Origin of the sequence: Treponema sp. OMZ 906 (assembly GCF_024181185.1) — a bacterium.
In the GTDB taxonomy this organism is placed as follows: domain Bacteria; phylum Spirochaetota; class Spirochaetia; order Treponematales; family Treponemataceae; genus Treponema.
On record NZ_CP051196.1, the window covers coordinates 592,319 to 605,404 of the forward strand.

Consider the following 13,086-nt stretch of genomic DNA (forward strand, 5'->3'; position numbering starts at 1 on the left):
ATTAACAAAGGTATAATCAATCCGCTATACTCAATACAAAAACCGGAGGCCAGCTGCTATGGAATTTATTATTGATAAAAGTATCGTTGAGCTTGGGATTAAAAGTGTTGCGATTGGCATTGCAAAAAATATAGACCCTCAGGCGCCATTATCAGATTCGTTCTTAAAGAAGCAAAAGAAGATGGAAGATTGGGCGCTGCACTGCGATGTTGAGGCGGTGTCGAATCATCCGATTACGCAAGGGTATGCAGATATGTTGCAACGTGTTGGGCGTAGTATCAAAAAGTATCCGCCGACTGTTCCGGCCTTTATTCGGAATATTCAGCGACGTGGTTCTATGCCGCATATCAACAGTGTTATCGATATTTATAATGTTGAGTCATTACATTCGTTTTTAGCGATTGGCGGGCATGATCTTGATAAGATAGACGGGCAGATAGCGTTTACCGTCAATAAAGAAGCGGGCGTTTTTCTTCCGATTTCATCGACGAAAAAACACGTCGCCGAAACCGACTATGTATACCGCGACCCTAAAGGTATTATCGCATGGCTTGGCGTCCGCGACGGTGAAAATTATAAATTTGATGACGGAACAAAAAATGCAATCTTTATTATCCAAGGGAATGCCAATACCTCTGTTGAAATACGTGTAGAAGCGCTCAAGCGGATTCAAAACGATTTAGCGGAGTGTATGCCCCAGTTGGAGTTTGAAATACAGGTTATCGAGGGCTAGTGCGCAACCGCTATTCGCTTTTGGTTTTAAGTACCGAAAGGAAGGCTGACTGCGGTAACTCGACATCGCCGACCATCTTCATGCGCTTTTTTCCCTCTTTCTGTTTTTCAAGGAGCTTACGCTTGCGGGTGATGTCGCCGCCGTAGCACTTTGCCAACACGTCCTTGCGCACCGGATTAACTGTTTCCCGTGCGATAACTTGGCTGCCGATTGCGCCCTGAATAGCGATTTTGAACTGCTGGCGTGTAATTTCTTCCTTTAACTGCTCGCACACGTGCCGTGCCTTGTTGTAGGCGTTGGGCTTGTACGAAAGCTGTGCAAGGGCGTCCACCGGTTTGCCGTTCAGCAGAATATCGATTTTAACCAGCTCGGTTGGGCGCATTTCGATTACTTCGTATTCAAACGACGCATAGCCGCGGCTGATGCTTTTGAGTCGATCATAAAATTCAAACAGCACTTCCGCAAGCGGCATTTCGTAGGTAACCTCCACCCGCTTTTGGTCGAGGTAGGTCATGTTGGTTTGCGTACCCCGCTTTTCGATGCAGAGAGAGATGATATTGCCAAGGTATTCAGTCGGGGTGATGATATTCGCTTTGATATACGGCTCATCCGCGGAAGCGATTTTCCCCTCGTCGGGATATTCTGCCGGGTTGTCGCAGATCATGGTTTCGCCGTTCCGCAGATGGAGGCGATACCGCACGGACGGCGCCGTAAAGATAACCGCTTGGTCGAATTCCCGTTCCAGCCGTTCCTGTACAATCTCCAGATGGAGCAGCCCCAAAAAGCCGCAGCGGAACCCATGTCCGAGCGCTACCGAAGAATCTTTTTCGTAGGTGAGGCTTGCATCGTTTAGCTTGAGTTTTTCAAAGGCATCGCGCAGCTGTTCGTAGTCGTTGGTATCGACGGGGTACACGGAGGAAAACACCACAGGTTTTACTGCTTTGAACCCTGCACGGGGCTCCGCACAGGGACGGGCTGCATCGGTGAGCGTGTCGCCGACTTGTACATCGGAGACGGTTTTAATACCCGCAATGATGTAGCCGACCTCTCCCGCACGGAGAGAATCCCGCTGCACAAGGTCGAGGATAAAAACGCCGGTTTCTTCTACGCGGTATTCCGCATTGCTGTGCATAAAGCGGATGGTCATGCCGGGCGTTACCGTCCCTTCAAACACCCTCAGGTGGATAATAACCCCGCGGTATGCGTCATAGTGGCAGTCAAAGATGAGCGCCTGCAAGGGGGCTTCTGCGGAGCCTGTCGGCGGCGGGAAATACTTGACGATGGCTTCAAACAGCGCATCGATATTTTTGCCGGTTTTTGCCGAAACCGCAACGGCAATATCGGGATCAAGCCCTAGGTCGTGATCTATCTGAGCGGAAACCGCCGGAATATCCGCCGCCGGTAGGTCAATCTTATTGATGACCGGCAGAATTTCGAGGTTGTGCTCAAGCGCAAGGTACATATTGGAAAGCGTCTGAGATTCCACCCCCTGCGTTGCGTCCACAATCAAAATTGCCCCCTCGCAGGAAGCAATAGCGCGGGACACCTCATACGTAAAGTCTACGTGACCGGGCGTGTCGACAAAGTTTAAAAGATAATCCTGCCCGTCGACGGCGCGGTAGGGAATGGTAACCGCTTGGCTTTTAATGGTAATGCCGCGTTCCCGTTCAATATCCATGTTATCGGTCATCTGCGCCCGATAATAGCGTTCGTCGATAACCTTGGCTTTTTCTATAAGACGGTCGGCAAGCGTTGACTTCCCGTGATCGATATGAGCAACAATACAAAAATTGCGGATATGGTCGATTGAATACATAGGGTCTTTATACTATTGGAAATGCGAGGGGCTGTCCAGAGAGGTGATACTGCAATTATAAAAAATATTGGACGGCAATATACGCTTCATAATGATATTTAGTCAGCAATATTTTCTCTCGTTTTTGGTCATGCCAGATTTCTGACAAACTAGGTTGCGCCACGCTTTTTTTTGGTATAATATTACAAGAATGAAATAGGAACTAAAACCATGGAAAAAGATTTTGATGAGCTGACCATAGCCGACGATTATATGTTTTACCGTGTCATGGAGGATCCGGAAATCTGTAAAACACTGTTAAATAGAGTTTTACAGGGAAAGGTAGGAACAATAACCAATATAGAGCTGCAAAAGACAATCGACGATGCAGGGCGAGCTAAAGGTGTCCGGTTTGACGTATGGGCAAAAGATTATAACGGGCGTATTTATGACATAGAAATGCAAGCTCTCGATAAGAAAGACCTTGCAAAACGCATCCGATACTATCAAGCTGCTATCGATGTGAGCCTATTAGGAAAAAGCAAACCGTATGAAAGTCTACCCGATACGTTCATCCTGTTTTTCTGCACTTTTGATTACCTTGAAAGAGCGTTACCAGTATATACTTTTAAAACAGTGTGCAGTGAAGACAGCCGGATAGAGCTGTACGATGGGGTAACAAAGATTATTATAAACAGTAAAGCTGCAGCGCAAGAAAAAAATAAAAAACTGAAAGTATTTTTAGAGTATATGAATGGGAAAGTAAGCGACGATGATGAGTTTATCCAAAGGCTGGAGCAGCGAATAAAAGAGGTAAAAGCGAATGAAGAGTTAAGGAGGGAGTATATGCTTGTAAATACAATTGAACGAGATGCGCGGAATGACGGATGGAAAGCAGGTATTGCACAAGGTCTTGCCGAAGGTAAATCTCTTGGTCTTGCCGAAGGTAAATCTCTTGGTCTTGCCGAAGGTTCGCACCAAAAAGCCCTTGAAACAGCCCGACTTATGCGTCAACGCGCTTATCCGGTGGCAGAAATTTGTCTTATGACCGGACTCACAAAAGAGGAAGTAGCGCAATTGTAATTTATAATTGTGAATTACCCTAGCAATTCACAATTATAGAGAATTTTTGCTGAATTCAAGTCTCTTGCTTCTATATTATTATGTGCAATAGGGGTTTTCTGTAACAAAAAAAAACAAAAAAGTTACAAAATAAGTGATTGACAAATAAAAAAAAATCAGCTAGCATATTTTTAATTAAGTATGGCCGCTCAAAAGCGTGTTACGCTTTGGCCAAGAAAGTATTAAAGGAGGTATTTTTTGTTATGAAAAAATATCTACTCGTAAGCTTGACTATTCTTTTTGCTGCTGCTTTTGTGTGGGCGGCAGATGCTGCAACTGCAGATCAGAACATTGCTATTGAAGCCGACGCAACCGTAAGTTGGGGTATTGACCTCGGCTCAAAGACTGAGTCGTATAAACACGGATTTAATAACGAAGCTTCTTGGAAGGTAAAATTCCCGATTTATAAGAAGGCTGATAGAACTTCGACCAAAAGTAACGTACCCGTATACGGCGAAGTCACCTTGAAGAAGGTGGAATTGAATATCCTTAGTAAGAATAAAGACGAAGGAAAATTCAATGTTAATGGAAAAGTTAAAGGTCTTGAAGCAAAGTTTGTGTTCTATGGTGCATATTTTACTGCGCATGATAAGCCTGAGTTTAGTACAAATTATGCTCAAATATGGGAGCCGCGCGAAAAAGACGATGACTATGAGGAAGATGATTTTAAGTTTGATGCCAGTTTTGACGGTTACGGTACAAAGCTCGGCTATGCAAACGAGAACTTGTTGGGATTGGATATCGGTTTAAAGTTCGGCTCGGATGGAAACTGGAAATCTGAGGCCGGTAAGACTCAAGTTGATTACGAAAACTATAAAGGAACTGTCGATAAGCTTGCGGATACTCCGGTTACTAATGGTGAAGTATGGATTAATGTAACGACAAGAAAGGAGTATTTCGGAGACGCAAAGGGAAAGACGAAAGTTCCTGCTGGTCATTACTCAATGTATGGAACAAAAGCTGGAGATCCTGCTCAGCACAGCAAGTATGCTATTGGATTTGACCTTTCTATTAAACCGCTTGATAAGATGCTCGAACTTGCTCTTACCGTCAACTCGACATTGAGCCCTGGCTATAAGAAGGCTAATGTAAACTTCGGTGTTGAAGCGAAATCCGCACCGGTAGAGGGGTTAGAACTTAAAGCCGGTTTTGATGGAATGTATGTTTTCAGTGGAAAAACCTTTGACTGGGATACCGTATTTACCGCTCAGTACAAGTGGGTAGGCGCCGGTGTGTATGTCGGTTCGGAAGGAACTCTGATTGGCGGATATGACGCAGAAACCAAGGCAAGAGGTATAGTTGATATGGCTGTGTTTGCACAGTTTGAAACAAAGGGTGACAAAAAGGATGCAACCAATTTAGTAGAAGGCTTGGATGCAGGTGTCTATGTCGGTATGTATCAACTGCTTGCTAATCTGAAGGCTAAGCAATTCCCGTTCTTTGCAAAAGTTTGGGGCGCATACAAGATTAATATCAACGATTCTATGTGGATAAAGCCGTTTGCAGATATCTGGCTTGAAACTCCTCATGCAGCTACTGTTGCTCTTGCCTATGACGTCGGCGTAAAATTCAGCCCGGTTGAAAAGGTTGAAGTGCAAGCTAAGTGGAATCAGGGTTCAATTAAAAAGAATACGTATGCAAAGATTATCGATAAGTCTGCCACAGGCGGCGAGCACTACGGTGCATTCGTTCTTTCACTTAAAGTTGCTTACTAAGCCGTATTCGGCCTAATAGCTACGCTTAAAAGCCTGTTCCGCACTACGCGGGACAGGCTTTTTTTGTATACGGAAAGCATACTGATTAATGAGATACTTTTTAACCTAAGATCGACAAAATAAGATATCTGGTATCTCAGAATACCGTCGCAATCAATTCCGGAGTAGATCCGTCCGCTGATATTTGCAGGATAGCAGGCCTTTCTAAAGTCGAACTGGAAGCGCCTAAATAATTAAGGATTCCGGCTGAGTATGGCATACGCAGCTTCCGCTTTTTCGGCAATGCGCGGCAGTTGCTTAAGCATATCCTGCGAAACGGCGGTATAATTGCGTATCAGCGCCGGCGGGGGACTTGCAAAACGTTGCCGTTCCAGCATGGCATAAAAGATACAAAATAGATCGGTTATGGTTCGTTTTGGTGCAAATAGTTCTGTAAGCGTTTCTGTCAACTCTGCGTAGGTCGCGCTTAAAAAATATGCTTCATCCTTTGTTGAGGTTGTAAGGTGGTTGCTCATATACAAATCCTGTATATATTTGCGGAGGCAGCGGTCAATGCTCGCATACCAGCTTTCTATGGCATTTTTCGTGTTTTTTAAGCCCTCGTCAAAGGTTAAGTCCGTATCTGCAGGAATCTGATTTGTACCGAAAGCTGCATCGGCCGGGGGGATGTGCTTTTGAATTTTCCGTGCTGTTTTATAGAGCCGCTTTAGTTGTTTACGCAGTGCAGTAAGCCGCTGTTTTGCTGTTCCAAGCGTTCTTTTCCGCAGCTTTTTAAGCAGCAGCCACACTCCGCAGCCTGACGCTGCAAGCAACCCGACCCCTAAAATCGCTGCGCCATATAACAGAAAATCGGTTCCCGGAGGTAACAGCGGCGGCTTCGGCGGCTGGAGGCTTACCCGTTCACCGGTTCCCAAAAGTGAAGATACAGAGATTGCCGGAAGTTTATTGTGTAATTGTAAGAACGTAAGAGCGGGAAAATCGATGTCACCTGTTTCCCATGGGATGAATGTAATAGCGAGATAGTACCCGGATTCCCGTTTTACGATGCTGATTTCGTTGATTGTCATCACATCGTTTTGCGTTATATTTCCGAGTGGGATAGGTACGCCGACAGTAAAGCCGCCGGCGGTTAAAGTTTTGTATTCTTTTTGAGATAACGGAAAAAGGAACTGTGCCGTATCACCGACAAAGATATGCTGGGGAATGAGTACGCCGTTCATAATGCCGCATCCACCTGAGGCCGGTATCGGCTAAAGGGCTGAGCACCGTATTTGCCGGTCAAAAAAAATTGATTCAAGAGCTTTACCGTATTACCATCGTACGGTAACACGAGCGGATATGCTCCGCAGCGTATACAGGTGTTTTCCCATTGTTGGGTATCTTCTGCTATACGGCGGATACGATCCTGCCGGAACTGATGCGAATTGGTCGGCAAGAGCCGCTCCAGTCCCGTTTCGGGGTCGGTAAAGCGCAATATCCCTGCGGCGGGCAGCGCTTCATCGTAAGGGGCAGTAATGCGAATAGCTGCAACATCATGGCGGCGTGCCAATAGCCCTAACTCCTTTTCAAAATTTTCTACTTTAAAATCGGATAGAATAATAATGAGAGCCCGTTGCCGCAGGAGTTTTGCTGCCGCTTCGAGTGCAGGAGCTAAAGCTGTTCCCTTGTTTTTGTTGCCCGAAATGGCAATACGTTCCAGGGTGCTTAGTATATGCAGGTTCGCTTCCCTGCCGCGTTGGAGCTGGAACACCCGCGTAACTTTTCCGTCAAAAGCGAGGAGTCCCGTATAACTATGCAAGTGTTCCGCCGCAAAGGTAATCAGCGCTGCTGCTTCTAAAGCTTTTTCTTGCGGCGATTGGGTGGTGCAACCTGTTTCCATCGAAGCGGAAACGTCGACAATCAGAAAAAGGCGCAAGTCTCGTTCTTCGCGATAAAGCTTCACAAAGGTTTTGCCGCTCCGCGCCATCAAGTTCCAATCGATACTGCGGATATCGTCCCCCGCTTCATATTCCCGCAGCGAATCAAATTCAATACCTCTTCCGCGGAAATGGCTGCGAAAACTTCCTGCTTGCATTCCCTGTGCAATGGAGAGCGCCGCCAGCTGTAGTTGTTTTGATCGTTCCGCTAAATAACCTGTTTTCATCTGCCCTATATACGGAAAACCTCTAAAAACAACGGTTTACATTACCAAATGTTTTTAGAGGTTTTGACAGTGTTAAGACTCCTGCCGTTTACATAACTTCAAGGAAGGGAACGAGCACGAGCCATGTTGCATTTTTCAGTACGATATATACTGCTTTTGCGAGGGCAAGCCGGGTTGCAGCGACATCTGCATTTTCTGCACCGAGGATGGGGCAATCATGATAGAAACGGCTGAACAGCTTACAAAGGTCGTAAAGATAGCTTGTTATCAGCATCGGTGCATACTGGTCGGCTGCTTTGTCTACTTGAGCGGGAAATTCCTCCAGTTTTTTCAGTAATTCCCACTCTATATCGGAGCTAAGCAGTTCAGGCTTGCAAATGCCCGCCTTTGCTTTTTTGCCTTCTTCCGTATCAGCTTTGCGCAAAATAGAAGCGATACGTGCACCCATGTATTGGATGTAGGGGCCGGTGTTGCCGTTGAACGAAAGAGACTCGGACGCATTAAAGAGCATATCCTTTATCGTGTCTACTTGGAGCAGGAAGTAGTGCAATGCACCGAGTGCAACTTTTTCTGCAACTTCTTCAGGGTTACCTACCGCCTCCTCACGTCCCTTGGATGAAATCTCTTTTAGCGCGCTATTCTTGAGCTCGGTAATAAGATCGTCCGCATCGACAACAGTGCCCTCGCGGCTCTTCATTTTACCTTCCGGTAAGTTTACCATACCATACGCAAGGTGATATAAACCGGTATACCAGTCATAGCCAAGAAGCTTCATTATATAGAAGAGTACTTTAAAGTGATAAATTTGCTCGTTACCGACTACGTAGATAAGCTTGTCAAACGGCCACTCGTTATGGCGTGTTATTGCGAGTCCAATATCTTGTGTGATGTAAACAGATGTTCCGTCTCCGCGCAACAACAGTTTCTTTTCAAATCCGATCGATTTAAGGTCGACCCAAATGGAGCCGTCTTCGTCTTTATAGAAGATACCTCTTTTTAAGCCTTCCATAATTTCGGAGCGCCCTTTGCGGAATACATCGCTTTCAAAGAAAAGCTTATCAAATGAAACACCTGTGCGGTCGTATGTTTGCTGAATACCCTGTAGCGCCCAGCCGTTCATCTTTTTCCACAGTTTTATCGTTTCAGGGTCTCCTGCTTCCCATTTCCGCAGCATTTCCTGTGCTTGCTCTTCGGCTTCGGGATGATCTTTGCTGTACTTGTGGAACTGAACATACATATCACCGACAAACTTATCGGGTTTGATGCCTTCTTTTACCGGATCAATACCGTTGCCGAAGAGCTGGTATGCCAGCATCGATTTACAGATGTGCACACCGCGGTCGTTGATAATATTGGTTTTGTATAAATCCGCTCCGCTGAACTGGAGGATACGAGAAAGACTTTCACCGATGGCGTCATTACGCAGGTGGCCGAGGTGCAGCGGTTTGTTGGTATTGGGGCTGGAAAACTCGACCATGATTTTTTTACCATGCAGGGTTTTCGTTTTTCCATAATTTTCATTTTGATTGATAATCATGTTGAGAATTTGGGCGGCCGTTTCTCCCTTGGGTAAAAAGACATTGATATATGGTCCAACCGCTTTCACTTCTCCTTTTCCCTTGAGGGCAGGATCGGCTTGCAGCTTGGGCAACAACTCCGTTGCGATTTTAGCGGGAGCGGAGCGCAGTGCCTTTGCAAAACTGAAAAGCGGAAAGCCTAAATCACCAAGGTTCGGATCGGGAGGTGTTTCCATCGCAATTCGTTCCGCAGTAACAGACTCGGCTCCTTCCGGCAGCAGCGATGTAAGTGCACGGGCGATACTTTCTTTCCATAATAACCGTATATCGTTCATAATTACCTCACTTATAGGAATTGCTAAAAACTTCTGTTTTTAGTGATTCCTTTGTGTTTCTGATTTAGGAAAAACCTCCGGAACTATTGATTTTAAGAGGTCTTACCAGTATAGGAAATTCCGTACCTTAGTGCAAGAGGTCGATCAGGGTAAACGCATCAGGCCATCTTGTCGAAAAAAATTATGAATTATTTTGCTTGCATTTTAAAAAAACTGTGTTATAATTGTCCTTATCTTACAGGGATAAGGAGGCTGGCAGCGTTTTTTGCGCAAAACAGCCTTCAAGCGGTGCAGTTGCCGCATCCCGCACTATAAGTTATAGGAGGCTTATATGTCCGTATTGAGTGTTACCAGTGAAATTAAAAAACTGCGTAAAGTATTGCTTCATAGGCCTGGTGCCGAACTACTTCATTTAACTCCCGACACCTTAGGCGAACTGCTGTTTGACGACATTCCGTTCCTTAAAGTCGCTCAGGCAGAACACGACGCCTTTGCCAAGATTTTGAGAGATAACGGAGCCGAAGTTCTGTACCTCGAAGACCTTGCCGCAGAAGCAATTAAAAAACCCGAAATTAGAACAAAGTTTATTGACCAGTTTATCAACGAAAGCGATGTTTATTCCGAAAAGTACAAGGAAAGTCTTCGCGAACTGCTGAATAACATCAAAGATAATAAACAGCTGATTTTAAAAACGATGGAAGGCATCGATATTAAGGAGCTTAATATCAAAGGTAATGCCTCATTAGTTGACTTTGTCGGCGATTCCGATTCGTCAATGATTGTCAACCCTATGCCTAACCTGTATTTTACCCGCGATCCTTTTGCTACGATCGGAAACGGCGTAAGCTTGAATAGGATGTTCTCCGTTACTCGTAACCGCGAAACAATTTATGCCGAATATATTTTCGATCATCATCCCGATTATGCAGGAAAGGTTCCCAAGTTCTATGATCGCTATGATCCGCCCCACATCGAAGGCGGTGATATCCTCAATATAAACGAAAAAGTTTTAGCCATCGGTATTTCGCAGCGCACCACAGCAAACGCGATCGACCTTATCGCAAAAAAGATTTTCTTTAACAGCGATTTGAAGATCGAAACGATCCTCGCGTTTGACATTCCCGTAAGTCGCGCATTCATGCACTTGGATACGGTATTTACGCAGATCGATCACGACAAATTTACCATCCATCCCGGTATTCTCGGCCCGCTCCGCGTATTCACTATCACCAAAGGCGCTGCAAAAGGCGAGTTGAAGATTGTTGAAAATGATACGACACTCGAAAAAACGCTCGCTCAGTACACCGGTACCGGCCATGCAGAGCTTATTCAGTGTGCAGGCGGCGACAGGATTGCTGCAGCACGCGAGCAGTGGAACGACGGTTCGAACACGCTGTGTATCAGCCCCGGAACAATCGTTGTCTACGAAAGAAACGATGTTACCAACGAAATCCTCGCGAAGCACGGACTAAAGGTTCTGACAATGCCGAGCGCGGAACTTTCACGTGGACGCGGCGGTCCCCGCTGTATGAGTATGCCGCTCGTACGCGATAACTAAATCGTACATTGCTTTATACTGCCGATGCTGTTTTTGTATTAAGTTGAATAATAAAGAAAGCGGCATCGGCAAATTTTATTATTGCCCGCATATAAGCGGGTATGAATTTTAAGCGCTATAACAATAGCAAGGAGTTTTTATGGGTGTGAATCTTTTAGGACGCAGCTTTTTAAAGTTGTTGGATTTCAGCTCAGCAGAAATCAGGTATTTGTTGGATCTTTCAAAAGAATTAAAAAAATTGAAGATGACACATACCCCGCACGATCACTTAAAAGGAAAAAACATCGTATTACTGTTTGAAAAAACCTCAACACGCACACGCTGTTCTTTTGAAGTTGCCGCAATGGATTTAGGTATGGGTTCAACCTTCCTTGATCCTGCAAGCTCTCAAATGGGGCATAAAGAAAGCATCGAAGATACCGCACGGGTTTTAGGTCGTATGTACGACGGTATCGAATACCGCGGTTTCAGCCAAGAAATCGTTGAAAAACTGGCAAAATATGCCGGTGTACCGGTTTGGAACGGCTTAACCAATGAATTCCATCCTACGCAGATGCTTGCAGACGTACTAACCGTTGAAGAGCATTTCGGTCATTTAAAAGGCATCAAGCTGACCTTTGTCGGCGATGCACGCAACAATGTGGCTAATTCATTGATGGTCGTATGTGCAAAGATGGGTATGCACTTTACCGCATGCGGCCCCAAGGACTTGTTCCCCTCCGCCGATTTGGTCAAGACCGCCGAAGCGATTGCAAAAGAAACCGGCGCAACCATCACGCTTACCGATGATGTAGAAAAAGGCTGCAAAAACGCAGACGTATTGTACACCGACATTTGGGTATCGATGGGCGAACCCGACAGCGTATGGGAATCCCGCATTAAGCTGTTGAGCAAATATCAGGTGAACAAGAAGATGATGGCTCTTGCCAACCACAACGCTATCTTCCTGCACTGCTTGCCTTCGTTCCACGATCTGAATACGAAAGTCGGACGCGAAGTAAACGAGAAATTCGGTATTCCCGAAATGGAAGTAACCAACGAAGTCTTTGAATCGGTACAGTCAAAGGTATTCGATCAGGCTGAAAACCGTATGCATACTATTAAAGCGGTTATGTATGCGACCTTAAAGTAAAGCGAGCGGCAATACGAATATGAAAAAAGAAAGAATTGTCGTAGCGCTCGGCGGAAATGCGCTTGGAAACAATCCGCAGGAGCAGCTTGCGTTAGTAAAAGAAACGGCAAAATCGATTGTCGCATTGGCAGAAAACGGCTATGAAATCGTTATCGGACATGGTAACGGGCCTCAGGTCGGTATGATTAATTTGGCAATGGATTATGCAGCGAACGGGGGCGCAGGGACTCCTGCAATGCCGTTTGCCGAATGCGGTGCTATGAGCCAAGGATACATCGGCTATCATCTGCAGCAGGCGATCGGCGATGAGCTGAAACGACGAAATGTTAAGCGTGAAGTCGTATGCCTTATCACACAGGTTTTGGTGTCCGAAAATGATCCTGCGTTCACAAACCCGAGCAAGCCTATCGGTATGTTCTATACAAAAGAACAAGCTGATAAAATTAAGGCTGAAAAACCTGACCAGACCTTTGTTGAGGATGCCGGTAGAGGCTACCGCCGCGTTGTTCCGTCACCGCAGCCGGTCGCAATTATCGAACGCCCCGTTATCGAGGAATTGGTTGCTAAAGGGCACATCGTTATCACCGTCGGAGGCGGCGGTATTCCGGTTCTGCAAAAGGCGGACGGTTTGCACGGCGTCGATGCGGTTATCGACAAGGATAAGTCCTGCGCAAAACTCGCAGCAGATGTTAAAGCCGATAAGCTTGTCATCTTAACGGCAGTTGAGCAGGTTTGTATTAATTTCAATAAACCCAATCAGCAGGCTTTAAGCAAACTGAACATTGCCGAAGCGGAAAAATATATTGCTGAAGGGCATTTTGCGAAGGGCAGTATGCTTCCCAAGGTGGAAGCATGCTTACAGTTTGTCCGCAATCACAAAGAAGGACAAGCGGTTATTACCTCGCTGGCAAATGCAGGCAATGCGCTGAAAGGTGGAAACAGCACGGTTATTACTGCAAACTAATCTATCGCGCTGACAGTCGACGCCGCACAAATAAGTACATTGCTGTTTGCTGCGGCGTGTCGGCCTATTGCC

The 13,086-nt window shown here is 45.8% G+C and carries 10 protein-coding genes; 6 read left to right on the plus strand and 4 right to left on the minus strand.

Annotated features, from left to right (window positions below; translation table 11 throughout):
- Window positions 1–58 precede the first annotated feature (58 nt).
- Complete coding sequence (locus E4N69_RS02560; protein ID WP_253824389.1) at window positions 59–733, plus strand: B3/B4 domain-containing protein; 675 nt, start codon at window positions 59–61, stop codon at window positions 731–733.
- A 10-nt stretch (window positions 734–743) separates the two neighbouring features.
- Here E4N69_RS02560 and lepA read toward each other — a convergent pair whose 3' ends face one another.
- Window positions 744–2,549: a translation elongation factor 4 gene (gene lepA / locus E4N69_RS02565; protein ID WP_253824390.1), complete on the minus strand. Its 1,806-nt coding sequence runs from the start codon at window positions 2,547–2,549 to the stop codon at window positions 744–746.
- A 210-nt stretch (window positions 2,550–2,759) separates the two neighbouring features.
- Between lepA and E4N69_RS02570 the strand changes: the two genes are divergently transcribed.
- The gene (locus E4N69_RS02570) at window positions 2,760–3,611 is read left to right on the plus strand and encodes an Rpn family recombination-promoting nuclease/putative transposase (protein WP_253715064.1); all 852 of its coding nucleotides are present in this window, start codon (window positions 2,760–2,762) and stop codon (window positions 3,609–3,611) included.
- A 242-nt stretch (window positions 3,612–3,853) separates the two neighbouring features.
- On the plus strand, window positions 3,854–5,365 hold the full coding sequence (locus E4N69_RS02575; protein WP_253824391.1) for a major outer sheath protein Msp: 1,512 nt from the start codon (window positions 3,854–3,856) through the stop codon (window positions 5,363–5,365).
- Window positions 5,366–5,598: 233 nt separating this feature from the next.
- Here the strand turns inward: E4N69_RS02575 and E4N69_RS02580 are convergent, their stop codons facing one another.
- The 3 genes from E4N69_RS02580 to argS form a co-directional block, all read right to left on the minus strand.
- Window positions 5,599–6,585, minus strand: coding sequence for a hypothetical protein (locus E4N69_RS02580; RefSeq protein WP_253824392.1), 987 nt, complete (start codon window positions 6,583–6,585; stop codon window positions 5,599–5,601).
- On the minus strand, window positions 6,582–7,508 hold the full coding sequence (locus E4N69_RS02585) for a DUF58 domain-containing protein (protein WP_253824393.1): 927 nt from the start codon (window positions 7,506–7,508) through the stop codon (window positions 6,582–6,584). Before E4N69_RS02585 ends, E4N69_RS02580 begins: the two co-directional genes overlap by 4 nt.
- Window positions 7,509–7,596: 88 nt before the next feature.
- Complete coding sequence (argS, locus tag E4N69_RS02590; RefSeq protein ID WP_253824394.1) at window positions 7,597–9,360, minus strand: arginine--tRNA ligase; 1,764 nt, start codon at window positions 9,358–9,360, stop codon at window positions 7,597–7,599.
- Window positions 9,361–9,691: 331 nt separating this feature from the next.
- Between argS and arcA the strand changes: the two genes are divergently transcribed.
- From arcA to arcC, 3 genes are all read left to right on the plus strand, one after another.
- A complete protein-coding gene (arcA, locus tag E4N69_RS02595) occupies window positions 9,692–10,918 on the plus strand; it encodes an arginine deiminase (RefSeq protein ID WP_253715068.1) in 1,227 nt (408 codons plus the stop codon).
- Between the two features lie 139 nt (window positions 10,919–11,057).
- Window positions 11,058–12,050 (plus strand): ornithine carbamoyltransferase, encoded by a 993-nt coding sequence (argF, locus tag E4N69_RS02600; RefSeq protein WP_253715069.1) that lies wholly within the window; start codon window positions 11,058–11,060, stop codon window positions 12,048–12,050.
- A 19-nt stretch (window positions 12,051–12,069) separates the two neighbouring features.
- Window positions 12,070–13,014, plus strand: coding sequence for a carbamate kinase (gene arcC, locus E4N69_RS02605; protein WP_162662450.1), 945 nt, complete (start codon window positions 12,070–12,072; stop codon window positions 13,012–13,014).
- Window positions 13,015–13,086 lie beyond the last annotated feature (72 nt).

What these genes read in the sequence shown, in the direction of transcription:
- E4N69_RS02560 (WP_253824389.1), top strand. Translation starts at nt 59, where the DNA reads ATGGAATTTATTATTGATAAAAGTATCGTTGAGCTTGGGATTAAAAGT.
- lepA (WP_253824390.1), bottom strand. Translation starts at nt 2,549, where the DNA reads ATGTATTCAATCGACCATATCCGCAATTTTTGTATTGTTGCTCATATC.
- E4N69_RS02570 (WP_253715064.1), top strand. Translation starts at nt 2,760, where the DNA reads ATGGAAAAAGATTTTGATGAGCTGACCATAGCCGACGATTATATGTTT.
- E4N69_RS02575 (WP_253824391.1), top strand. Translation starts at nt 3,854, where the DNA reads ATGAAAAAATATCTACTCGTAAGCTTGACTATTCTTTTTGCTGCTGCT.
- E4N69_RS02580 (WP_253824392.1), bottom strand. Translation starts at nt 6,585, where the DNA reads ATGAACGGCGTACTCATTCCCCAGCATATCTTTGTCGGTGATACGGCA.
- E4N69_RS02585 (WP_253824393.1), bottom strand. Translation starts at nt 7,508, where the DNA reads ATGAAAACAGGTTATTTAGCGGAACGATCAAAACAACTACAGCTGGCG.
- argS (WP_253824394.1), bottom strand. Translation starts at nt 9,360, where the DNA reads ATGAACGATATACGGTTATTATGGAAAGAAAGTATCGCCCGTGCACTT.
- arcA (WP_253715068.1), top strand. Translation starts at nt 9,692, where the DNA reads ATGTCCGTATTGAGTGTTACCAGTGAAATTAAAAAACTGCGTAAAGTA.
- argF (WP_253715069.1), top strand. Translation starts at nt 11,058, where the DNA reads ATGGGTGTGAATCTTTTAGGACGCAGCTTTTTAAAGTTGTTGGATTTC.
- arcC (WP_162662450.1), top strand. Translation starts at nt 12,070, where the DNA reads ATGAAAAAAGAAAGAATTGTCGTAGCGCTCGGCGGAAATGCGCTTGGA.